At 44.3% G+C, this 23,784-nt stretch carries 24 protein-coding genes; 14 read left to right on the top strand and 10 right to left on the bottom strand.

Annotated features, from left to right (window positions below; genetic code table 11):
* Positions 1-90: 90 nt before the first annotated feature.
* Both PLA01S_RS03120 and PLA01S_RS03115 read right to left on the bottom strand, forming a co-directional pair.
* Positions 91-753 carry a DUF1129 family protein gene (locus tag PLA01S_RS03120; protein WP_127590010.1) on the bottom strand — a complete coding sequence of 221 codons (663 nt, stop codon included), beginning with the start codon at positions 751-753 and terminating at the stop codon, positions 91-93.
* 2 nt (positions 754-755) lie between these two features.
* Entirely contained in the window at positions 756-1,091 is a 336-nt protein-coding gene (locus tag PLA01S_RS03115) for a PadR family transcriptional regulator (protein WP_127590009.1), read from the bottom strand.
* Between the two features lie 562 nt (positions 1,092-1,653).
* Between PLA01S_RS03115 and PLA01S_RS03110 the strand changes: the two genes are divergently transcribed.
* The 6 genes from PLA01S_RS03110 to PLA01S_RS03085 all read left to right on the top strand — a co-directional run bounded on the left by PLA01S_RS03110 (position 1,654) and on the right by PLA01S_RS03085 (position 7,567).
* Positions 1,654-1,908, top strand: coding sequence for a hypothetical protein (locus tag PLA01S_RS03110; RefSeq protein WP_127590008.1), 255 nt, complete (start codon positions 1,654-1,656; stop codon positions 1,906-1,908).
* A gap of 376 nt (positions 1,909-2,284) precedes the next feature.
* Positions 2,285-3,112 carry an alpha/beta hydrolase gene (locus PLA01S_RS03105; RefSeq protein WP_127590007.1) on the top strand — a complete coding sequence of 276 codons (828 nt, stop codon included), beginning with the start codon at positions 2,285-2,287 and terminating at the stop codon, positions 3,110-3,112.
* A gap of 77 nt (positions 3,113-3,189) precedes the next feature.
* Complete coding sequence (locus tag PLA01S_RS03100) at positions 3,190-3,966, top strand: DODA-type extradiol aromatic ring-opening family dioxygenase (protein ID WP_127590006.1); 777 nt, start codon at positions 3,190-3,192, stop codon at positions 3,964-3,966.
* 349 nt (positions 3,967-4,315) lie between these two features.
* Entirely contained in the window at positions 4,316-5,056 is a 741-nt protein-coding gene (locus PLA01S_RS03095) for a hypothetical protein (RefSeq protein WP_127590005.1), read from the top strand.
* A gap of 226 nt (positions 5,057-5,282) precedes the next feature.
* On the top strand, positions 5,283-5,693 hold the full coding sequence (locus PLA01S_RS03090; protein WP_127590004.1) for a BlaI/MecI/CopY family transcriptional regulator: 411 nt from the start codon (positions 5,283-5,285) through the stop codon (positions 5,691-5,693).
* On the top strand, positions 5,693-7,567 hold the full coding sequence (locus PLA01S_RS03085) for a M56 family metallopeptidase (protein WP_127590003.1): 1,875 nt from the start codon (positions 5,693-5,695) through the stop codon (positions 7,565-7,567). Before PLA01S_RS03090 ends, PLA01S_RS03085 begins: the two co-directional genes overlap by 1 nt.
* Positions 7,568-8,209: 642 nt before the next feature.
* Here the strand turns inward: PLA01S_RS03085 and PLA01S_RS03080 are convergent.
* The 4 genes from PLA01S_RS03080 to PLA01S_RS03065 form a co-directional block, all read right to left on the bottom strand.
* Complete coding sequence (locus tag PLA01S_RS03080) at positions 8,210-8,749, bottom strand: DoxX family protein (RefSeq protein WP_127590002.1); 540 nt, start codon at positions 8,747-8,749, stop codon at positions 8,210-8,212.
* A 738-nt stretch (positions 8,750-9,487) separates the two neighbouring features.
* The gene (locus tag PLA01S_RS03075; protein WP_127590001.1) at positions 9,488-10,012 is read right to left on the bottom strand and encodes a DoxX family protein; all 525 of its coding nucleotides are present in this window, start codon (positions 10,010-10,012) and stop codon (positions 9,488-9,490) included.
* Positions 10,013-10,271: 259 nt separating this feature from the next.
* A complete protein-coding gene (locus PLA01S_RS03070) occupies positions 10,272-10,811 on the bottom strand; it encodes a DoxX family protein (RefSeq protein WP_127590000.1) in 540 nt (179 codons plus the stop codon).
* A gap of 309 nt (positions 10,812-11,120) precedes the next feature.
* A complete protein-coding gene (locus PLA01S_RS03065) occupies positions 11,121-11,846 on the bottom strand; it encodes a MerR family transcriptional regulator (RefSeq protein WP_127589999.1) in 726 nt (241 codons plus the stop codon).
* 151 nt (positions 11,847-11,997) lie between these two features.
* Here PLA01S_RS03065 and PLA01S_RS03060 point away from each other — a divergent pair, with 151 nt between their 5' ends.
* On the top strand, positions 11,998-12,486 hold the full coding sequence (locus tag PLA01S_RS03060; protein ID WP_127589998.1) for a DUF6022 family protein: 489 nt from the start codon (positions 11,998-12,000) through the stop codon (positions 12,484-12,486).
* Between the two features lie 20 nt (positions 12,487-12,506).
* Positions 12,507-13,151 carry a streptogramin A O-acetyltransferase Vat(I) gene (gene vat(I) / locus PLA01S_RS03055; RefSeq protein ID WP_371860376.1) on the top strand — a complete coding sequence of 215 codons (645 nt, stop codon included), beginning with the start codon at positions 12,507-12,509 and terminating at the stop codon, positions 13,149-13,151.
* A gap of 387 nt (positions 13,152-13,538) precedes the next feature.
* On the opposite strand, the gene PLA01S_RS03050 is transcribed toward vat(I), so the two are convergent.
* Complete coding sequence (locus PLA01S_RS03050) at positions 13,539-13,823, bottom strand: hypothetical protein (RefSeq protein ID WP_127589996.1); 285 nt, start codon at positions 13,821-13,823, stop codon at positions 13,539-13,541.
* Between the two features lie 579 nt (positions 13,824-14,402).
* Between PLA01S_RS03050 and PLA01S_RS03045 the strand changes: the two genes are divergently transcribed.
* The gene (locus tag PLA01S_RS03045) at positions 14,403-14,948 is read left to right on the top strand and encodes a dihydrofolate reductase family protein (protein WP_127589995.1); all 546 of its coding nucleotides are present in this window, start codon (positions 14,403-14,405) and stop codon (positions 14,946-14,948) included.
* An 826-nt stretch (positions 14,949-15,774) separates the two neighbouring features.
* On the opposite strand, the gene PLA01S_RS03040 is transcribed toward PLA01S_RS03045, so the two are convergent.
* From PLA01S_RS03040 to PLA01S_RS03030, 3 genes are all read right to left on the bottom strand, one after another.
* Positions 15,775-17,013 (bottom strand): RNA polymerase sigma factor, encoded by a 1,239-nt coding sequence (locus PLA01S_RS03040; RefSeq protein WP_127589994.1) that lies wholly within the window; start codon positions 17,011-17,013, stop codon positions 15,775-15,777.
* A 553-nt stretch (positions 17,014-17,566) separates the two neighbouring features.
* On the bottom strand, positions 17,567-18,001 hold the full coding sequence (locus PLA01S_RS03035; RefSeq protein WP_127589993.1) for a PepSY domain-containing protein: 435 nt from the start codon (positions 17,999-18,001) through the stop codon (positions 17,567-17,569).
* 71 nt (positions 18,002-18,072) lie between these two features.
* Positions 18,073-18,915 (bottom strand): hypothetical protein, encoded by an 843-nt coding sequence (locus tag PLA01S_RS03030; protein ID WP_127589992.1) that lies wholly within the window; start codon positions 18,913-18,915, stop codon positions 18,073-18,075.
* A gap of 488 nt (positions 18,916-19,403) precedes the next feature.
* Between PLA01S_RS03030 and PLA01S_RS03025 the strand changes: the two genes are divergently transcribed.
* The 5 genes from PLA01S_RS03025 (at position 19,404) to PLA01S_RS03005 (ending at position 23,395) form a co-directional block, all read left to right on the top strand.
* On the top strand, positions 19,404-20,081 hold the full coding sequence (locus tag PLA01S_RS03025) for a response regulator transcription factor (protein WP_076325566.1): 678 nt from the start codon (positions 19,404-19,406) through the stop codon (positions 20,079-20,081).
* The gene (locus PLA01S_RS03020) at positions 20,078-21,088 is read left to right on the top strand and encodes a HAMP domain-containing sensor histidine kinase (protein ID WP_127589991.1); all 1,011 of its coding nucleotides are present in this window, start codon (positions 20,078-20,080) and stop codon (positions 21,086-21,088) included. Before PLA01S_RS03025 ends, PLA01S_RS03020 begins: the two co-directional genes overlap by 4 nt.
* A 92-nt stretch (positions 21,089-21,180) precedes the next feature.
* Entirely contained in the window at positions 21,181-21,894 is a 714-nt protein-coding gene (locus tag PLA01S_RS03015) for an ABC transporter ATP-binding protein (protein WP_127589990.1), read from the top strand.
* Positions 21,891-22,640 (top strand): ABC transporter permease, encoded by a 750-nt coding sequence (locus PLA01S_RS03010; RefSeq protein ID WP_127589989.1) that lies wholly within the window; start codon positions 21,891-21,893, stop codon positions 22,638-22,640. The genes PLA01S_RS03015 and PLA01S_RS03010 overlap by 4 nt, the downstream gene beginning before the upstream one ends.
* Complete coding sequence (locus tag PLA01S_RS03005) at positions 22,637-23,395, top strand: ABC transporter permease (protein ID WP_127589988.1); 759 nt, start codon at positions 22,637-22,639, stop codon at positions 23,393-23,395. Before PLA01S_RS03010 ends, PLA01S_RS03005 begins: the two co-directional genes overlap by 4 nt.
* The last annotated feature ends 389 nt before the right edge of the window (positions 23,396-23,784 follow it).

Below are 23,784 nucleotides of genomic sequence, written 5' to 3'. Positions count from 1 at the left end.
ATCATCTTCTATAGAACATTAGTTTACAATGAACGAAAAAATATTAAAGATTTTGTTATGCGCCGGCCGCGAATTCATGACGAGTTTGTATTATTTGCTCGAAAAAAGAAGTTTCGTCCCTGCGATTCCGACCAGGAAGATAACGAGACTGATCCATGGCGCTATCGTCAGAACCGGCAGCAGCCGCCCCAGCCACACGCCGGCAACCAGAATCAATACGGTGATGGCGACATAAATCCCCATATTGCGGACGTTAATCTTGCGCTTGTCCTCCTCCGGTTTGAAGGTGTCGCTCTTCATCCATCTTAATAGTGCGTGGATAAGCACATAGGAGCCGCCTGCTATCAGAATCAGGGTGGAAATACGTACCTGCGTCATACGCTCAACTGGTCCCCCGGCCCACATCGTAATGAAACCGACCAGCGCTTGGACGAAGAAAAACCAGGTTAAGGCAATCCATGGGATCATGAGATGGTATTGGAGACTGCTGAGGCCTTTCATTTTTGGCAGCTGCTCCACCAGCTCCTTGCAGTAGGACTCGGGATCGCTTCCGAATACATCCTCGGCGCTTTTGCCTTTAGCTTGGGCATCCAGCAGGTGCTGGGCGATTTCGAGCAGCAGTTCCTCGCCTTTTTGCTCCTGCACGGAGCTGCTGCGGATATAGACAACCATGTCTTGGTAATAGCTCAGGTTGTTTGGCTTCATGGCATCCTGGAGTCGGTTGTTCTCTTTGATCATCTGTTTGGTATTCATCTTCACTGTCCTCCGCGGGTTAGAATATGGTCCACACTATCTTTAAGCGTTCCCCAATGCTCCTTGAATTGTTGAAGAACGTGCAGGCCTTTATCGGTCAAATTGTAATATTTGCGGGGCGGTCCCCCGGCACCGGGCGCAGGCCGCATTGTACCTTCAATAAGCTGGTCTTTCTGCATGCGAAGCAGCAAGGGATAGATGCTGCCTTCGCTTACAAACGATAGTCCGCTGTCTTCCAGCAGCGTGCTAATCTCATAACCATATACCTCCCGATGCTCCATAAGCGAGAGAATGCAGCCTTCGAGAATGCCTTTTAGCATTTGACTTTGGGTGGTCATGAATAGGGTTATCCTCCTTCAAGTATATTGCTATGCAAGGTAGTGGGGCGCATTGAGGCTAGGCTACGAATGAGAATGATCAATGACGAGTGACAAATGATGGCGATGGCGGATGAGAAAGACAATAACGAACGACAAATGATAATGGCGAATGACAATGACAATGACAATGGCAATGGCGAATGACAAATGGCAATTGACCAAAAAAGAATAATGAATAATGAATTGCGAATGAACAACGAATAATAAATAACGAAAAATAAATAACCAATAGTCAAAAGCCAAAAGCAAAAGCCAAAAGCAAAAGCCAAAAGCAAAAGCAAAAGCAAAAGCAACCAGTCAATACGCACCGTATTCCCTACAAAAATATAAATGTCCCTGCCAACTACCTTGTTATGCAATATATCATAGCAGCAACATACTTGCAATGCAAGGTAGCTAGAAAATATATGTCGTATTCGTGAACCAGGTATAATTCCCCGGCTCCTATTTCACAATAATAAGCATTCTAAGCAATAGACGACACTCTAAACATTTAGGGATAAGAAGGAGGAGTTCTCAGGTGAGTGCTAACTTTTATGACGATGAATTGCATGGTGGAGACGCTGTGCCGGCAAACGGGCAAGAGGTTGTCGCGGGCAGCAGTGCAGCGGATGGGATATTTGGCCAGCCTGAAGGAGGATACGCATCCGAGGGTGATGAAACAGATCTGTCTGCCTCATCCTTATGGGAGAACGACCCTGTCGGGAAGACCTGGATGAACGATTGGAGCGGACGAGAAGAGACCCATGCGATGTTTCGCCAGAGCTATGAGTAAGGCTCAAGGTGCGGTGCGAAAACTGGATGAAGGTTGGAGTGGACAAGAAGAGTTGCATGCTGGGTTTGCAGAGCCGCGAGTGAATGCTGAATGGACCATTTCTTAACCTATGTAGCTTTAGTAGAAGGTTGAATCGCTGCATAAGGTTGATTTTTAGGAGCCAAGCATGGCTATAATCTCGCCTCGCTTCAGTCAAAATCCACTCGCATCGCCCTATCATATCCCACTATCTTGTCCTTACGCTGTAGTTCGCCGTCTGCCATTTGCGTTGACAATCCATAATCACGATGCTAAGATAAGTTTAATTAATTCATATTAATCTTATCGGAATTATTAATATTATGATTACGGCGCGTTATCGCAAGGAGGAATCGGCATGGAACGGCAAATTACAATCCGGCATAATCAAGAGGAACTTACGGCAACCATCCATTACCCATTAAAGGAATCGGCCCAAGGCGGCCGATGCAATCGGGTACCGTTGGTCATCATCTGCCACGGCTTTGTGGGAAGCCGGATCGGCGTGGACCGACTGTTTGTCAAAACGGCGCGTGCGTTTGCCGAAGACGGGTATATGGTGATCCGGTTCGATTATATCGGATGCGGAGAGAGCTCGGGCAATTATGGAAGCGAGGGGCTCGACTCGATGATTGCCCAGACGCGTTCCGTTCTCGATTATGGACTCAGCTGTGCCGATGTCGATCCGACGCGCATCACACTCATTGGACATAGCTTGGGCGGCGCTGTCGCCCTGCAGACCGCCGTTCGTGACCGGCGGGTGAAGAATCTGATCCTGTGGTCTGCGGTAGGATACCCGTTCAACGATATCGTCAAAATCACCGGTCGCGATGTGTACGACACCTCTGTTAAGTCTGGATCGGCTGATTATTTGGGATACTCGTTTACCCCGGTCTTTTTCGATTCGTTGGCACAGGGTCAGCCTTTCCAGGAAGCGATGAAGTTTACGGGCAATGTGCTGGTGATACATGGTACCTCGGATGAAGTCATTCCGGTGGACTACGCTTTCCTGTTTCAAAAAGTGTTCTGGATGCGCCAGGAAGGCCGCTGCGATAAGGAGATCATCTTCCAGGCCGATCACACGTATTCCGCCGGGCCTCAGCGCGAGCTGCTCCTTCAGCGGACACGGGATTGGTTGAACGAACAGGAGAACATTCAGCAGGAATGGCAGCACTGGATGATTTAAGGGAGTTATTTGGCATAATGGGCGATTTAACGGTACAATAGAGTTGTCCCTTGATTTTGAAGCTGGAGGTGGCATCGATGACGTTACCTGCTTTATTTATTGCCCATGGTTCGCCGATGATGGCCCTGGAGGACAACGAGTACACCCGCTTCCTTGAGCAGTTGGGGCGGGAGCTGCCTGCACCTAGGGGCATAGCTGTATTTTCTGCCCATTGGGACGATCCGGATCAGCGGCTGACCGAAGATGCCGAGCATGGTACGATGCATGATTTTTACGGATTTCCGGAGGAAATGTACCATATCACGTATCCTGCCCCAGGCAGCGCGGAGCTGGCAGCTCAGATTCGTCAGCGTTTTGAGGCTAACAATCTGCATGCCAAAGCCGTGACCGGCCGTGGACTGGACCATGGGGTATGGGTCATTCTGCGCAAAATGTACCCCGATGCGAATATTCCGGTGGTGGCCTTGTCCGTGGACTCCAAGCGCTCGCCTAACGAACAATATTCCATCGGTGCGATGCTGTCCGATTTGCGTGAAGAAGGCATCCTGATTATCGGGAGCGGCGGTTTGGTGCACAATCTGCGGATGGTGCATGAGAGCGATGAGCCTGATGAATGGGCGGCTGCATTCGATGAATGGATTGCGAAGCAGCTGACGGAATGGAATCTGAGTAATCTGTTTGCGTTTGACAAAAAAGCGCCTCATGCCGGCGATGCTGTCCCTTCCTATGGACGGGAGCATTTTGTCCCTTTGTTCTATGCAATGGGAGCTGCCGACAACGGCCGCAAGGCAAAGCGATTGTTTCAATCTTACCAATATGGCAGTTTGAGTCTGAACTGCTGGTCATTCGAATAATGAGATGCCGGGCTTGGTTTACAAGCTCGGCTTTTATTGTGGGCCGATAAAAATGAGATGTTCAGGCGGGGTGGTGGGATGCAGCTTAGCTCGATTGATTTTGCGGAGAACAAGAACGTAGCGCCATAGGTCTTATACACAAGCCCATGCAGTCTGAAATAAGATTGCATGGGCTCTTTTTCGCCATGATCCGCAGGCGCTGCGGCTCTTTTTTCTGTATTCAACCAAACCCCAAAAATTTTTCTGCACAAACCGTGTTGACATTATTGAACTACAGTTGTAGTATTGATTTGTAACTACAGTTGTAGTTTATAAAAAATAAAAAATCATAGGAGAGGAGCATTACCAAATGAAGGCAGCAACGAGAGTAGCAATCGCGACACTAAGCAGCATTTTATTAATGGGTTCTTCCGTAAGCCTCGCGGCGAAGGCGCAGTCCAACGAGAAAGCCCAAGAAGCCACTGTTAAAAAAACAGACGAAGCAGCCAAGCCTATATCTGCAGAGGAAAAAAAGTTTATCGAAGCTGAGATCCAGAGAGTGAAGGAGTTGACCCAAGAATCGGGTGATATGTATGTCCTGTATCATAAGTACCCAAAATTAAATAGCGGATTTGATATTAGCTATTGGGGAGGGATTCATGAATTCACTACCTACGAGGGCTACTTGAAAAAAGCTTCAACCCTGAAGGGGTCCATTCTGCAGCAGCCTGCCAACCTGCCAAAGGGATATAAGTTTTTATCAGCGGTCATTGAAGCTCCGATCGAAGGAAAGTTCGTTGATGAAGTAAGGGCCGAAGGTAAGAAGAGCGGAAAGCCCATCTATGTGAAAAAGATCGATTGGAAAGAGGCGGCAACCATCCGTCTTAAATATGCGAGCGGAAAAGACACGCTGGGCTTTTCCAAGTATACGCTAGATTCGAAGGGAAGCAAGAAAAAAGGTTTCTTTGACGATAAGCTGCCGAAGCATGTCTTTCCAAAATACGTTTTTTGGAATGATGGCGGCAAATTCGAATACAGCATTTCAACCTCCTCTTTGGATATGTCCAGGAAACAGAAGATCGAAGTGCTAAAAGCAGCCGTGAAAAAATAACATTTTGCGCCAGCTATATTTTTTCTCGGACAGGCGCTCCAAAATACGATGACATGGGTTCTTTGGCAGATCATCATGCCCACAGGCGGTGCGAATCATGTTAGCGTGTAACAAAAACGAGAAATTACGCTCTGCCAAACAAGTTGACATTACTAAACTACAAATGTAGCATGTGTATTATAACTACATATGTAGTCTGAGTAAATTGACTTTGGAGGTTTCATTCATGAATCAAATACCACCGATTACGGATGCAGAGCTGGAAATTATGCGCGTATTGTGGACAAATCCGGACTGCCCTTCCAGCGAGGTCGTAAAACAAATGACGGATCGAATGGGGTGGAGCCCCAATACGACCCGGACGCTCCTAAGTCGTCTGGTGCAGAAGGAAGCAGCGGGTGCGAAACTGGAAAAGGGTTCAAAGCGCACCCAACTATTTTATCCGATCATCAGCGAGCAGGAGTATCTGCAGTCTGAAACCCAATCCTTCATGAAAAAACTTTATGGGGGAGCTTTAAAGCCGATGCTGGCCAACTTTCTGCAGGATAAAAAACTGAATGCGCAAGAAATCGAGGATCTGAAAGCTTTGTTTGACGAGAACAGCATCGACGGGGAAACAGAAAAGAGAGAGCCCTGATGAGTCATACATTGCATGAAAATTTATTGTTGTTTTTCGGCTGGGTAATTCGCGGATCGTTCATGGCCGGCATCATGATCGTCCTTGTCCTGATGCTGCAATTTCTACTAAAAAACAAGATTGAAGCCAGATGGAGATACTGGCTTTGGTTTCCTGTGGCCATTCGCTTGCTGCTCCCTTGGGCCCCGGAATCCTCGCTTAGCCTATACAATGTTTTGTCTCTGGAGGCCATAGTGCCCGGCATTCATCAACAAACTCAAGTTTCACCGCTTTGGAAGGAAACGGGGAGAATAAGTGCGGCGATTCATGTTGAGCGCTCTATAAACCCGGAAGCAAGCGGAACTTCGGAAGTACCTGCTCCATCCCTTGAATCGGGACCCGTGCAGGACAGCGGTTATTGGTGGAATGGGTTCAAGCAGATAGGCTTCACCAATATACTGATGTCGGGTTGGCTTGCGGGTGTGCTGCTTCTTGCAGCGAAAACGGTATACGACCAGCTTCGATTGAAACAAGCCCTGCGCACGGGCCGAAAAATAGATACGCCTTTTCTATCGGCAGTGTTTCACGAGACGAAACAGCAATTAGGCGTGAAGCAAACAGTGCAGTTTGTAGCCAGCGAGCGAATTCCTGGACCTGCCGTGGTCGGTTTTAACAAACCGGCGATCGTCATTTCGCCCAGTCTGCTTATCACGCTGCAAAAGGATCAACTTCAATTCATTCTGGCGCATGAGTTCGCACATATTCAGCGGCGGGACGTTGCAGTGAACTGGTTAATGCATATCATCCTGATCATCCATTGGTTTAATCCGTTATTATGGCTAGCCGTACATAAAGCGAGACAAGACCAGGAGATGGCCTGCGATGCATGCGCCTTGAATCGGATGAGCCCGCAGCAAAACAATGCATACGGACAAACGATCATCCATGTGCTGGACCATTTTTCAGGAAACCAACGACAGCCGGGGCTTGCCGGCCTGTCCGCCACGCATAAACAAATGAAAAGGAGACTTACGATGATTAAACATTTTCACAAAAAATCCTATCGCCTGTCCATTCTGGGGATGGGGATGATTCTCGCGCTAGGCAGCGTGACATTGGTTAATGCTAAGGAAAGCGATGCAGGGAACGTAACGTCAAAGGCCTCCGTGCAGTCGGAACAGGATGGAGAAGCTGTTGTCAATAACGTGCCGGATATTATCTATCCCAAGGGGGATATTGACCGCGAGCTTTACAAAAAAGAACTGGAAAAGGCCGAAAAAAAAGCAGAAGCAGCAGCCAAGGCTCTAACTCCAGAGGATAAGAAGTATATCGAAGCTGAGACCAATAGAGTGAAGAAGCTAAGCGAAGAGACAGGTGATATGTATGTTCTGTATCATAAATATAAGGATCTTAACAGCGGACTCGACCTGAGTTATTGGGGAGGTATAGAAAAATTCACTGCTTACGAGGACTACTTGAATAGAGCTTCCACGCTGGAAGGTTCTATTCTGAAGCGGCCTGCCAACTTGCCGGAGGGATATAAGTTTTCCAAAGCAAGAATTGAAGGTCCAACCGAAGGAAAGTTCCTTGATGAAGTAAGGGCCGAAGGCAAGGAGAGCGGAAAACCCATCTACTCGAAAAAGATAGACTGGAAAGAGGCGGCAACCATACGTCTTGAATATACAAACGGAAAAGACACGCTAGCTATTTCTAAATATATGTTGGACTCAGAAGGAAGTAAGAAAAAAGGTTTCTTTGAGGATGACTTGCCAGCGCATATCTATCCAAAATACGTTTTTTGGCATGAAGGCGGCTTTGAATACAGCATTTCAACCACATGGGATATGTCCAAGGAACAGAAGATCAAAATTCTGAAAGCAGCGGTGCAGAAATAATATTTTGAGCAAGCTTTGGTCTTGGGTAAGCCCATGCAGTCCTAGAAGTAGGATTGCATGGGCTCTTTTATTGATCAGGATTTTTCTGCAGTCCGAAACCAAATCCTTCAACTATACACCCGCTAAGGAAATGGTATGTCAAACGAGTTACAGCCAGGCCGTAACGGACCTCAGATCCGCTATTTTGCTTTTTGCTCGCAATTGGGGGATCTATCGGACACACGATCCGTTAAGTAGCGGATAATCGGCAAAATGAGGACCTCATTTGGTGAATAACGGATCTCTGGTCCGTTCGTGTTAAAGAAAGGGTGCTTTTGGTCAAAATAAGGTCCGCTGAGTCCGCTAAAATTGTAAGTGACTAGGCAGTGCCCGTATGAACTACACTCGAACCCTAAGTGCAACGCTCAAATGTATGACATAGCGCAAATGTATAACAAAGCTCAAATATATGACAAAGCACAAATGTATGACGGCGCTCGAACCGTATGCTAGAACTCAAACGTATGCCAAAACTCCAACGTATACCAAAACTCCAACGTAAAATCTCCAACGTATGCCACAACAAAAACAGCCTGGCTTGATTGCTCAAGTCGGGCTGTTTAATCAATAGGTTAGTTTTTTTGGTTGCAGATGCTTACCATGTTATGCCGTTTGTTTTTTGAACGGTGTGTGCGTGGTGCCATCGCCTTTAGTTGTTCTGTGCGTCATTTTGTTCCACAGGCCGCGGAGGTAAGGGAGAACCCAACGGTCGAAACCGATTTTACCTGCGTTGGCAGCAGCGACGATGATCAGTACTTCAAGCAGTAACATCTGGGCGTTGGTGCTCACGGTGCCCGAGAAGAGGAACGCGGCGTTCATCACAAGTCCCATCAGAGCGGCGAAGGTAGTGAAGGTACCGAGGATCAGTCCGACCCCTACGAGGAACTCACCGAGCGGGATGATGAAGTTGAAGAGTTTCACGCCTGGTAGTGCGCCGTGTTCGAGGAATGCTGCCCACCAGCCTTGTACCGCTGGGTGATCGCCGGCTGCCTTGGCAATCGCGCCTTGCAGGAAACCGCCTGCATCAAATCCGCCCGTCAATTTACCCCAACCTGCCGTCATCCATTCATAACCGATGTAGACCCGAATGAAGGTCAGCAGCCACATTGCCAATTTGTTTGTTCTCAGCCAGTTGTTAAACATATAAACCACTCCTTAAAAGTATGATTTCTTTTTTTATGAAAGCTTCCTTGCCAATTCTCGGATGTGCTGAAATTCTGCGATGCTGTTCTTTAGGAAGATGATCATCTCTTTCATGTCTTTATTATAAGTGAAATAAATCACAATATATGTGATTAAAATCACATTTGTGATAAAAATCATAAAAAAACATGCAATAGCAGATCAGAAAGTAAGTAGGCACAAGACCAATGCAGTAAGCAGATCAGAAAGTAAATGGGCACAAAACCAATGCAATAAGCAGATTGGTAAGTAGTGAGCGCAAAACCAGTCAACAATAAACGGAGCAGTCAATAATCACAAAACCAGTAACAATAAGCAGAGTAGTAAACGCAAAGCAGAGCCTAATAGGTGGAGCGTGTGGATAGTGGCCAAGGGAGGAATTTCATTTGACTAGAATTTGATATGCATAAATAGCACTTCAGTGTGGATTTTTACAACGGGCAAAATTAATTATAAGACACGGATGACCGGCAGCGGTGGCCGCGATCACCCGTTGATTTATGATCAATGAAAGCAGTAAGAGGCCGGAGAGAGGAGAAGCATTAATCATTCATGTTTAAACATACCGTAAGAGTTGGTCTCAACTGAGGATCTGAGGAGTCAGCAGTCCGATTCATATTGCTGGGGAAGCAAGCGCCGTCCGCTTGATTTTATTCTGTGATTATACTGCCCCCTATACTCTCGTATTCTTTGTTAAAATTAAACCGCCTGATTCTGTAGAGAGGAGGGGTCACTGCTGATTTTTGCTTTGCGCGTGAATTTATCCTGGAGGTAGGGCATGAGCCAGCGGTCAATCCCGATCTTTCCGCTGTTGGCAGCCGAGAGGATGATCAGGAATTCGAGCAGCAGGAGCTGACCGTTGATGCTGATGGAACCGGAGAAGAGATACGCGGCGTTCATCACGAGCCCCATCAGCGCGGCGAACGCAGTGAATGTGCCGAGAATGAGGCCAAGCCCGACGAGGAATTCGCCCAACGGAACGATGACGTTGAACCATTTGACGCCGGGCAGCGCGGCATGCTTTAGGAATACGGCCCACCAATCTTGAACCGCAGGCTGCACACCCGTGGATTTGGCGATGGCCCCCTGCATAAATCCGCTTGCATCGAACCCCCCCGTTAACTTGCCCCAGCCTGCCGTCAACCACTTATACCCGACGTACACCCGAATGAAAGTCAGCAGCCACATTGCGATTTTGCTTGTTTGCAACCATTGAATAAACACCAGCACCACTCCTCCAATGAATAATCATTCTCTTTTTTGTTTTCAGATTTTTGCAAATTTGAAATTCGTAAGCGCGATGGAGGCCGAAAAAACAGCAACGATCTATTTAATGTCGCATCCTGACAAATTATTCATATTTGCAAAAATCTGTATTTAAATACAGTATTCGCATAGGCCGGGATTTGGCATGGGTTCTTGGCATGAAAAAAAGACGGTGGAGAACCGGAGTTCTCACCGTCTTTGTATGATCGTTACGATGTTAAGCTGTGCGCTTTTTCAGATGAGTTGTCGGCGCTTTGGGCTCATGATCGCGGTGGGTCATTTTGTTCCACAGGCCACGAAGGTAAGGGAGTACCCAACGGTCGAGACCGATTTTACCGGCGTTGGCAGCAGCGACGATGATCAGCACTTCAAGCAGCAGCATTTGGGCGTTGGTGCTCACGGTGCCCGAGAATAGGAATGCGGCGTTCATAACTAGTCCCATCAGGGCGGCGAAGGTGGTGAAGGTACCGAGGATGAGTCCGAGACCTACCAGGAATTCACCGAGCGGGATGATGACGTTGAAGAGCTTCACGCTCGGCAATGCCGCGTGTTCGAGGAACGCTGCCCACCAGCCTTGTACAGCGGGGTGATCGCCGGTAGCATTGGCAATCGCGCCCTGGAGGAAGCCCCCAGCGTCAAATCCGCCGCCTGTCAATTTACCCCAACCTGCCGTCAGCCATTCATAACCAATGTAGACCCGAATGATGGTCAGCAGCCACATTGCCAATTTGTTTGTTCTCAGCCAGTTGTTAAACATATAAACCACTCCTTAAGTGAGTTTTGATTGTTTGGATTAATGGGTCATTACGTTGTTTCTAATGTCGTTGTTGTTGGTTCTTGTTGCCTTGGGAAGTGATCACCTTCTCTATGCCTTTATTATAAGTGAAAATATTCACAAAACACGTGATAAATATCACAAAGTTGTGAACATTTCGGAATGAGCGCTCCGCAGAAGGGGTTATATCCAACGTGGGCACCGATTTCTGGGTGCGCGATGCTAGTTAGGAGCACGCTTGGATGGCTGTCAGGCTACCCTATAAAGTAACGGGCAGCACAGGAGAAAGGATTAAAGATTGTCCTCGATTGTTTCCGAGAAGCCAGTTGTTTGAATCAAGCGATATAGAAAATAGATAGCTCGCGCCTGAAGTTTGATCGTTTTGTGCAGGTAAGCTTGAATACTTTCAGAAAGCTTCATCGCATGCTCGATGTTCTCTAGCTCTAAGCGTGCAATGGATTGTTTTAAGTTCACGGTTTCCTCGGAATAAACGGAGCTCTGCAGTACCTGAATCATCCTAATTTTAAAGAGATGCGATTCATTATAAAGACGGTAATCGTTATCAGGGTCTCGCTTAGCAGTGAACAGGCCGCTCTGCTCCCAGTAACGGATTGCCGACTTAGGAGCCCCCGTTCGTCTGGAAACCTCGTGGATGCTGAAATATTGGTTACCGTCGTTAGCTCGACTACCTTCAGAACACGATTTCAACTCCCTTACCAGTTGATCCAAACTTACTTTTTCCCGATGCAGCATAACCTCTCGATCCCTGATGATCCACAATGCGTCATCCAACTCATTTCGCCCAAGACAATGCATTACCTCGCTCGTTACTTCCATACCGAATGCGGCAGCCATGGCTTGAATACATGCCAGATAAGCTTCATGCCGTTCTGTGTACATCCGATATCCATTTGAAGATCGATCTGCAGGAGGTATCAACCCCTTCGCTTCGTAGTTCCGTAGAGTGCTGCTACTTAACCCGTATTTCTCTGCCAGTCTTTTTGGTCGAAAGCTCATGTTATCCCACCTTCTTAAAAATGCACAACATTAAAACCATTGTAATGTAATTCTGGATTTTTTATTGATTTCCTTCATATTCACCTCCTAAACCTTCCAATTGGCTTTCATGTTGTATGATGAAAATAATCCAATTCAAGGAGGAGTTTATATGACAGTAAAACCAGTATTGCGTTCGGACATGACCATTGAGGAGATTCGTGTGGCAGGTAATCAATATATTCAATCGGTATGGAAAACACTATACGATTCGATGTTTGATGAGTTAACGATCGCTTTTCGTGAAATCGAGGATGCTGCCTATGGGCGCTATTTGGACCATTTGATTCCCGCACTATTTGAGAGCCTTGAAGACGCTGGGTTCGAAGCAACCGAGCCCCTCAAGGAGCATGATTTCATCATCGGGAAATGTTTGCTATTTCGCAATTCGCTTGAAAAATGGGGAACCGAGGAAAATAGGTCTAGAATTTTCTGGAACGTGATACGTAGTAAGAATGGTCAACAGCCCATTGGAACTTTATTGACGGAAATCCCTCATTCTCATCTGAAGTTCGACATTCCTAGGGCACCTGTACTATATTCGCTGAGCGAATATGAGAGGGAACAAATCGCGCGAGGGATTCGACGGATTAAGGAATAAGAATAGTCGTAAAGGAGAGCATGCTTATGTTAGGTCCAAATCCCAATGAAAAGTATCCGATACCGGGGAATCGTAACTTACAGTTTATTAAGAACACAATCACAAAGCCTAACATTATGGTAGGGGACTATTCCTATTACGATGCATTAAACGAAGAGCTGTTCGAAGATCAAGTATTGTACCATTATGAGGTCATCGGGACCAAGTTGATCATTGGGAAGTTCTGTTCGATCGCTCCTGAAGTCAGATTTCTTATGGATGGCGGCAATCACAGGATGGATGGGTCAACTTTTCCGTTTAATATTTTCGGACATGGGTGGGAGAAACACACCCCTTCTCTAAATCAATTGTCGATAAAAGGAGATACGGTTGTTGGTAACGATGTCTGGATTGGCAGACGCGCCACGATTATGCCGGGGGTGCGAATCGGCGACGGATCTATCATCAGCGCGGAAGCTGTGGTCGTGAAGGATGTTAAACCCTATACCATTGTCGGTGGTAATCCTGCTAGGGAAATAAAGCAACGTTATTCACAAGAAGCCATTCAAGAACTTTTGGAGATTAAATGGTGGGACTTCGATATCGATCTCATTAACCAGTATATTGGCGCGATTGTAAGCGGAGATATGGAAACGCTAAGAAGAATGAAACAGTCCTTAAAATGATTTCTTTTTTTAGGAGGCAGTATGTATGAAGGTTATGATACATGAATATATGTCAGTACGCAGGGTTCCGGGCACACGGAATAACGAGGGGAAAAGGAGGCCGGCGATGAGAACTCGAAGGAACCGTCACGATCGGTGACCTCTTGGCTTTAACAAGCCTTGTCATTGATGTGTGGTTGCTCCTAAAATAATAGGAGTTATCTTTGCCAAAAAAAGGCGCCCTGACTATGGGCACCTTTTTTTATATTTTTCGTTTATTTCCTTTTTAAGGCCTCCATAGCACTCCAATACTGCTACGTTTACTGAGGTCAGAAGTCTGGGCATTAATGAGACCATTAAAAGACTCTCCAAAAGGGTCGGTGTTATATTTGATAAATCCAAATTCATCTACAACACCAAGTGAATCAGGAAAAGTTTTATTACCTTCTGCCATAGGCTGGGCTGTACACTCTTTTTAGAGACCGAAGTAGCATGCTCCTTCACAAAACTCGCATCCTCCTCAGTAAACTCTTCTCCGACCTCATAACGATCGTTAATTTCATCCAACTTTTCTCGAATTTGAAGATCGGATAATCCTTCTTCAGGCGCTGCGAATGCCATACCAACTCCGCTAAGAGTAAGTCCCATAACAAGTAATGGTGTCAAAGCCAGCCTCATGATTTTCTTTAACATAATAAATCCTCACATTTTTGTATTTTGAACCTTATTAATTGTGGATCTAATAGTATAAACACCTAGAAACAGGAAAAGGTCATGGAAAATATAAAAAAAATAGACTGATCTATGGAAGACCTTAATTTAAATGTCGGGCGACAAAAACATTCCCGAATGATGACAAGAACATGGTTACATTCCCGATATGATTTCATCGACGGCGGCAGATGCCCATTTATTAAACTAACGGGCAGTTTAGCGTAACTATTGCAACTTCTAGACCGCAAAGGTTTAGTAGCGTGCTAAATTGATATTCAAAAAGAGAAAAATGTTTAAGTATCGTATCCAAATATTCGGGAATAGCAATCCATGAGAAATCTGTTCACATGTCTCAAGCTAAAATATAGTTCGTGAACAACGAAAAATGCAAGTGCGGAAGGATTAACCAAGTCGTGGAAATAAAAAAAAATTGGGACTTATCTTCGCGGGACTGATGCTGGGCTTGTTTATTGCGACAATACCTGGTACATGTCAGCATTACTCGCGCTATCGTACAATCAGACAGACGGATAGTATTGAAAAAAAAGGAGAATGAAAATGAGAAAAGTAGTTGTATCTGAGTTTGTATCGCTGGATGGCGTCATGGAGAATCCGCAGTGGACGATCCAATTCCGTAGTGAGGAAACAAAGCAATTCAAGTTCGATGAACTGAAAGCAAGCGACGCTCTTCTGCTTGGACGCGAAACGTATGTTAATTTTGCAGCGGCTTGGCCTAATTTGATCGAGCAGGAAGGGGAATATGGCCGGATGATGAACGGTTACCCCAAGCACGTGATTTCAACAACTCTGGAAAAAGTGGAATGGAACAATTCTTCGCTGATCAAGGGCAATATCACGGAGGAAATATCCAAGCTGAAGCAGCAGCCTGGTAAGGATATCTTGGTATTTGGCAGCTGCGCGCTCGTTCAAACGCTGATGCAGCTTGACCTCATCGACGAATATCGGCTCATGGTTTTCCCAGTTGTGCTTGGAAACGGAAAACGTCTCTTTGGAGAAGGGATCGATAAGAAAGTGCTGAAACTGGCGGAAACAAAGACATTCGGTTCAGGTGTCGTTGTTCTGACTTATCTTCCGGCAAGATAAGATTGATCAGGAAAACAACTACGAGCTTGCGGGAAAACCGTCTTTCGGCAACATGGCGTGATGCTGACGGACTGAAAACTAATTACCAGTTACTGACTTGAACTGCGTAGGTCATGATAAGAAAAACCGTCAGGGAATTTTGCCCTGACTTTCCTTTTGAGGATATCCGAAACACTGTATTCGTACCCATGCACTCCTTTTTAATGCTCCGGGTACATTTCTCCTCCACACTGTTCACATGAGAATTTAGGTGGGACACCTGGGTCTCCTCCATCCATACGGTCAAAATCCTGCTTATTTCTCCACCGATACCATCACCTACGGCGATCTGAACGCAAAGGTTTAGTAGCGGTGCTAACTTGATATTTTTATATCAATACTTATCGTTATTGTCGCGGGCTTGGTGGCGGCTATCTTATTTAGAATAAACTTAACAGATAGAAAAATCATGTTCATTGGTTTTGAATTTATTTTGCTTGGATTTATCTTTTCAACGATTGTAGATTTTCAAAGTCATTATCCAAGCTTATTTTACATTACAATTCTCCTTGGAATGGCTATAAGCTTTATTGGATTAATAAAGAAAGGGTAAGCACAAGATAATTATCATGGAGGAGTGGCTTCGTATGGCGACTTCTCTTTAGTTTATTGAACTAACGGGAAACGTTAGTTTAAAACATCATGGAGCAGTTTGCCGGTTGGCAGCTGCTCCATTTTTCATTAAGCTAACGGGCAGGTTAGTTTAATGATTGGGGCTATAAGGCTGTACTAGATAGAACAATGTATAGTGTACTGTTGAGTTATGGTCAAATACTAGTATCAAAATTTAACATAGCCTAGATTTTAAATATTGCACCCACATCCCGTGCAGCTCAGCTTCCGATACTTGAAATGCGCCTTGAAAATCAGTGGCATCGCGTATGAATTTGTTGAGCGCATCTAAACTGTATGAATGGATGAGATATTCTACGAGCAAGTGCGAGAATCCATATCCCCCTATCTTCTCGAAATCCCAGGTATCATTAGTTAATGCTTGAAAGCTAGGGACAGCGTTATTTTGAATCGATTCGGAGGTGCTATACTGGATATATTCTTGTGACATTTGTTTGGCTTCATGCCCGCCGAGACCGTGTGTAAGCCATTTCGGTGCCAACGGATTAATATCCTTCACTAACCACATCGTAAACAAGCTTATAGTGTGCCGTAGTACCGATTGATACGTATGTTCAGGGCCTGGGTTGAGTGGGGATACGATTTTAATTTTATTGTCTTCATAGGTTCCCATAAACCAATTGGGCGCATCCGGCTCGTTTATTGCTTGATGAAAAGTGGGCAGATCCGGATAGATCTCAATAGCGATTTTCTGAGAAGGTCGATGACGATAGGTTGTAATAATTCGATCTACATTGCTTTTCAACTCTTCAAATAAGTCATGGTATACCTTGTTCATACCATCATTCTTGGAGGGAGCCTCGCTTTTATCCACAATTGATATCAATTCTTTAATAGACATGATTGTAATGTCACCCCATTCTTTTAATTCTTTTTTTAGTTTGTTTAAGGCACGATAGAGTCTGTTCTTGACTGCGCTTTCAGGCATCCCGATGATTTTGGATATTTCCAATAAAGTGCAATCGACGAAAAAACGCAATGATATGATTTGCTGATCTAATTCATTCAATCGGGCTAATGCAGCACTAATATCAAGACGGATATCGACATCTCTAGCAATATCGAGGGATATCGATTGGGACTGAAAATCGATTACTTCGTGCACCATTTCTTTATTTCGTGATCTCGTACGATACTCGTTTTTCACAATATTTTGCGCGATTTTGAATAGCCAAGTAAATATACTGGAGTTACACTTAAACAAGTGAAAGTTTTCCATTGCTTTTAAAAAAGCTTGTTGCGTTAAGTCATCGGCAGTTGCCGAATTTGTCTTTACTGCAATATAATTTCGAATTCTATCTCGATATTGATTATAAATGGCTTCGAAATGCTGGATGTGCTCCTGCTTCTCCGGAAGAACAGGGATTTTCTTTTTGTCTTGAGCTCGTGACACCAGTAGTACCTCCTCCTGAACTTACAATTCATTAGACACCGAAGGGAGGTAAAAAGCCACAACATTTTAAAAAAATTTTACACGATGCCACTCCACTTTTTTTAAACCCCGAAAAAGCAAAGCGTAAAGACAATTCAGCTATGTGGTATTAAGTGAGGATTACCAATGGAGAAAGAGATTCAGGAGCTTAAAAAACGTATTGGCTTTCTGGAAAAGCAAGTTCAGAACAAACAACTTCAGTCATCTAATATATTGAGGTTGAGCTTAACTTTTATAACAGTACTCGTGACTTTGCTCATCTTGATTGGAATCTTTCAATTTATAACCCCCCAACCAATTGAACTAACTGGGAACGTTAGTCCAATAAAGGCAAGGAGCAGTTTTCCGGTTGGCAGCTGCTCCATTTTTCATTAAGCTAATGGGCAGGTTAGTTTAATTTTAGTCACGGAGAAACGTAAAAAAACTAAAAAGGAAGTGGTGACCCAACGTTGCCACGCAAAATCTAGGCAGCCCGCAGCGAGGATGTTCGTGGGGCTGCCTAAATTTGTTGTGGTTACAGGTTGTAATTAATGCCTTCGCCAGCGCCTGTGCGGGCGTTTACGTATACGTGAGAAACGCCTCCGATCCCAGTGACGGGAAATGCGTATACGAGCTTGCTGTTGTGGATTTCCAGCTTTGGCTTGCCCGAGGGGGTTACTTTTGGGCCAAGCTTCGCGGAGGCTTGATCCGCTGTCAGCTTCGGGTGAACGGGGAAGGTTTTATTGTAATGGGAATAATAATTAGACGCATCAAAGCTCTTCAACGCACCGGTACGGTGATCAAATCGCCATACGACTTTCATCTGCGGAATGGAAACTTGCTCCCGGACCGGAATATACGTGAGATAAATGGAGGTATCTTTTATCTCTTTAGCTACTAATGTCAGACGTTCGTCAGACCAGCGAGCCATCCAGGTGTCCGCAACCGCGACAACCTGCTTTAAGTCCATAGATTGCTCTACATCTCCTTTTTCAGAGATCGAGCCCTTGCGTCTCACTTGGAGCACGTGTCCGCTTTTACTTAGTGTTGCAATATAGGAGCTGGTTGATTTTCCATCGGTGTCCGATAACTTGAAATCCATGACTTCTCCGAATTGGGGGCTCTCCCGCCAGAGATGTGGACGATTTGCTTACCTGCTCCTTTATTCCAAGCCTCGCCCATGAAAATTTTCGCTTTGGCCGCAAGCTCCGTAGCCGTATAAGTGGTTTCACCGGCGAAAACGGTTCCTGGCTTCGGAGGTATGTAAGGATTCTGGTTGTACAGGAACTCGTTAAAGGCTTTATTTCCATAGGTGGAGACCGAGTCGAGTTGAGACAAAGCCTCTTCCATTTCAGTTGATATCTGTTGTATATCTGATATAGAGGAATCAACAGCTTTCTTTCTCATCTGATCGAGATACGGTAGGGCGGTCCTCGCGAACGTTCTCAAACGCTGAATTTGTTCTAATTGATCCGGGTTAAGCGAAATTTCCTTCTCGCTGGCAGGATAGGCCAAGTAGCGGCTGCCGTCCGTGATAAACGACTCATATGACCAAGATTGAAAGTTCATTGTAACGGATCCGATCCTTACAGATTGCAAGATAAAATTGGCATTTTCAATCGCAGATTGAAGTGCTGCTTGCCGATCTGAAATCGTAGATGCCGCAAGGGACTCCGCAAGCGCATAGTCGAAATCACGCAGGTAGATCGATTGCATATGCGACCAGTATTGCGTATTGTGCTGTTGTTGCTGCTCCCATTGCCGATTATTCTGATGCTCCGTATAACTGAAATACGTGCCCGCTAATGTCGTCACGCAAAGCAGACCAATGATGGATTTGGTGAGAACGTTCATGTCTATTAAAACTCCCGTCTTTTTCTTCATAATGCTTATCCACTTTAACAAAGATGAGAACACAGTTTAATGAGTAAATATTGCCAATGCAAATCGCTAGCCCGTTAGGCAATCCTGCACACATGAGACTTATGAAAAGTACATTTGAGGTGGGAGATAGTACCATCAGGACATTAGATTATTCACGTTAATTTTTGTTTTAATCTTTTACGACTACTTATGCTAGGATATTGAACTAACGGGAAACTTTAGTTGAATAAAGATAGAAAGGCAGCCGGTCATTTCAATCGGTTGCCTTTTTTAAGCTAACGGGCAGAATAGTTTAACAAAATAAAGGAGCATTTTGCTTGTGGCATCTGCTCCTTCTTCATGTTGCCGTTCAGGATCAAGCTGTCTACATTTCAGGAGGCAGCTCGTCCAATACTCCGATAATGCCTGTTTTTTGGTACGAGTTTCATATTTCGGAACCCAATTATGATAATATATGAAAAAGTATGGAACGAGGAGTGGGATGTTACTTGAAAAGAAACGTATTATATATTGAAGATAATGAGAAAATAGGCAGTTGGGTAAAGGAAGAATTGGAACAGCGAGGGTTTTCAGTTCAGTGGCTGCTAACTGGTGAAGGAGCCGAAAGAGAAGTCAATCAGCATGAAATCGTTATACTGGATATCATGTTACCCGGTTTAGACGGATTTACTGTGGGAAGACGATTAAAGAAGGCAGCTCCTGCTGTTCCTATTTTGCTGTTAACTGCTCGAACATCGATAGATGATAAAGTAGATGGTTTACAATTTGCTGATGACTACTTAACGAAACCATTCCATACAGATGAATTAGTTGCAAGATTAGAAGTATTAATCCGTCGTAATGGTGGAACAAAATCCGAACGCATTTCATTAGGAAATCAGATTGAAGTAGATCCAGAAGCTCAAATGATATTTGACAAACGCACAGGAGAAGAAATTATATTAACAGGGAAACAGCATCAAATCTTAATGTACTTCTTACGCCACCCTAATCAAGTTTTAACAAAAGAACAAATTTATGAAGCTATTTGGGAAGAAGCTTATATAACTGGTGATAAAACATTAATGGTGCATATCCATCGACTGCGACAAAAATTAGAACGTCATCCGGATTCCTCAGAGATTATTGAAACGTTGAAGGGAATAGGCTATCGGGTGAAACTATGAAACAGAATAGATCATTATTTCATCGTTTTCTAAAAGTGCATTTTCTATTTATCTTTTTTCCTCCCATTTCACTTATTTTCTTCAGTGCGTTTTTTGGGATTTCTGATATGAATGAAAAAGTTCTGAACACGTTAAATCTATTTTACGTTACCGTACTTTTGTTTGGTTTTATTATTGTAGCATTTGTTATATTATCTTGGCTATTCTTCTTGAAACTTCAAAAACGTCTCGCCCGCTTACAGGAAGTCATGTCATTTTCAGCTAAAAATAATTCATTTCCTAAACCCATATCTGTTCAATCGGATCGCATGGATGAGATAGACCAGTTAGGAATTTCTTTTAATTGGATGATTCAGCAGCTTGAAGACAGTCGCAAGCGAGCATTTGAAGAGGAATTATTACGACATCGACTCATTGCGAATTTATCTCACGACTTACGAACGCCACTTACCATTTTGAGAGGACATGTCACCAGTTTAAATAAAGAATCCATGAGTTTCGAAGGACAAAACTCGTTAACAGAGATTAACCATACGATTACAAGAGTCGGAGATCTAATGGATGATTTACTGTCCTATACATTGCTTACATCAGGGAAACATCCTTTTGGGCCCGTTCCAACAGATATTGTACGTTTAGTAAGAGCATCTGTTGCTGCGTGGTATCCTGTGTTTGAAGATAAAGAAATTCAGCTCGATGTTGATTTACCGGCAGAGGAGACTTTTTACTGGGAAGCAGATCCTAATTGGATGACACGGGTTTTGGATAATTTATTTCAGAATATTCTTCGCCATGCAGCAGAGGGAAAATATGCAAACATTGTGGTTGATGTAGAAAAAGAACAGATCATTATTGCAGACAGAGGTCCAGGTTTGGATAACTCTTCCTATGAGCGTGGGGCGGGGATTGGTTTATCGACTTGTAATTATATGTTGAAAAAAATGAATCTGAAAGCGAACTTTACATCAAATGAAAATGGCACAAGTGTAGCTATTGCAAGGGCTTAACCTAAAGGTAATCCAGAAGTAAACCACATGATAGCTGTGATGTAACTTTGCTTCTATATAATTGGAACCATAACGGAAAGGAAGTGTTATGGTTGCTTACCATTAATAACTTAGTCAAATATCGCGGAACTCAACAAATCTTATCAGGTATCAGTTTTAAAGCGATACCTGGTAGAGTGACTGGTTTTTTAGGTCCGAATGGGGCAGGGAAAAGTTCTACATTACGCATCCTGCTTGGATTAGATCGTGCCACCTCAGGAAGTGCACTCATTAATGGCAAGCCATTCGCAGAATTACATAATCCTCTAGCAACAGTAGGTGCCGCACTGGATGGATCTGGAGCTCATCGTAGGCGAACAGGAAGGGCGCATTTACGTTGGATTGCTCGTGCCGCAGGATTGCCAAGTTCACGTGTCGAGGAAGTTCTGGAAATAGTGGGTCTTACTAATGCAGCTGACAAAAGAGTTGGGAATTATTCGCTTGGCATGGGGAGAAGACTTGGAATGGCGGCTGCACTACTGGGTGATCCCCAAATATTGGTTCTAGATGAACCAGTAAATGGGCTCGACCCGGAAGGAATTCGTTGGATCCGGACATTTTTACGTGAACGTGCTGAGTCTGGCAACACGGTGTTACTATCCAGTCATTTAATAGGAGAGCTTGCAGAGACTGTTGATGATGTGGTCATTATTAAGCATGGAACAATCGTTGCAGATGGAACATTGGATGAAGTAATAGGTAACCATTCCACGCTGGAGAAAGCTTTTTTTGCCCGGACATCTGAACATGCAGGTGATGTTGTATGAGAGCATTCAACGCGGAACTATCTAAATTGTTCTCCCTGCCGGGCATTTGGCTTGCCTTTCTTATTGGAGCATTTTCCCCTGCGGTCATAGCTGCCTTAGACAGTATAGCACAAAAAGAGGATATTATAGCTGGAGTCAGCACACGGCTATTGGAAGTTGGCTATATTGGATTAGCTCTTGGTGTACAAGGTGTCATCATTCTTGGTGTGCTTGCTGTCAGTAGCGAGTATTTGACAGAGAGCAGTGAATCTGGCGGAGGACAACAGATTACAACAAGTTTAACGGTTGTTTCATCGAGACTTCATTTTTTGCTGGCAAAAGCAGGCGCTGTGACAGTAATCAGTGTACTGCTTTGTATTGTTGCTATAATGACAACTGTGTCAGCCACGCATCTAGTTCTTGGTGAGTATACCCCTGCATTTGAATGGTCTAAACTGCTCGGTGCAGTTTGTTACTGGACATTCACTGCTCTTTTAGCATTTGGGATTACTGTTCTAACTAAGAATGGCACTATTCCGCTTGCTGTGCTCATCATAAATACATCCGTTGTATCATTTAGTTTCCTGTTTTCTAAGGTTACAAAGTTAGCGTTATACTTACCGGATAGGGCTGGCCTTGAAATGTTTATGTTTCTGAGCGACAGATTTCTCACCCCGTTCATAGGCGGCTTAGTCATGTCTGCCTGGGTAGTCGTTCTTTTCATTGCTGCAGCTATTGTATTCCATAGGAGGGACGTTGCAGCATGAGTGTCCCCTCTAGTAGAAAGATAACACAAATCCTTCGTGCTGAACTGGATAAATTAGTAACATTATCATTGACATGGCTCACTCTTATGGGTACATTCATTCTTAATTTACTTTTAGCCGCAGCTTTTACTTCGGTTGGTCTACAAGGTGCAGCAGGGACGCAAAGTATACTGAATATAGGACTTTCTTCTATGGGATATCTTCAAGCAGGGTTCATTATTCTTGGGATCTTAGCTGCTTGTTCGGAGTATACCGGTGGACAGATTCGAACTACATTAACTACGATACCTTGGCGTGGGTTTCAACTATCCACGAAGTATTTGGCATTGGCAATTATAACCGTTCCTATGGCGTTTATTATTGCTGCATCAGGTGTGCTATATACTTTTATAATGATGAGGGACACAGCAGTAGTGATTGAAATAGACACAATGATAGAAGCATTAGTAGGCGCAACAGGCTATCTAACATTAACCACACTTCTCAGTGCAGCTATAGGTGCTTTACTGAGACGAACCACTCCTGCTTTAGTGATACTGCTTGGTTATTATTTCATTGTCAGTCCATTGTCGAGAGATTTCCTACCTAGTATTAAAAATTATTTTCCGGATACGGCAGGATCTTATATGTATATGCCGCCTTCCTCTGATAAAATAAATGCCCTTACAGTAATGCAAGGGACAGGTATTACAATGTTATGGACAGTTATCTTTATTACAGTAGCTATTGTATTTTACCGTAAACGAGATGCCTAAGTATTTCATCATTTATACACACCATCTGGCAGTTTGTATAATCTACCATATGGTGATGTTTGGTTAAAAGATGTTTTTAAGCAATCCAATGAATATATTTCATCTAAGAACGGATTCTAACCTTTTTGCAGGCTGTCGAAAGCGAGAATTCATGGTTCGTGCTGGATGTGTAATAAAAAGTCGAACGCTTAACTTCCCAAATCTGAGGAATCCAGAATTGAAGGGCTTCTGCATCAGATAACGAATTACCTTGAAAGAGATCAGAGACAAAGCGAAGAGAGGGATTCCATCATCGGAATACCCTCTTATTTCCATTTGTATCATTAAACAAGTTAAGTGTAATTAAATCAACCGTCCTTGAGTGGGGCGGTCTTTTTTTTGTACAGACA

This window comes from Paenibacillus lautus NBRC 15380, assembly GCF_004000945.1.
GTDB lineage: Bacteria > Bacillota > Bacilli > Paenibacillales > Paenibacillaceae > Paenibacillus_AQ > Paenibacillus_AQ lautus.
This window is presented reverse-complemented; position numbering and strand designations above follow the sequence as displayed.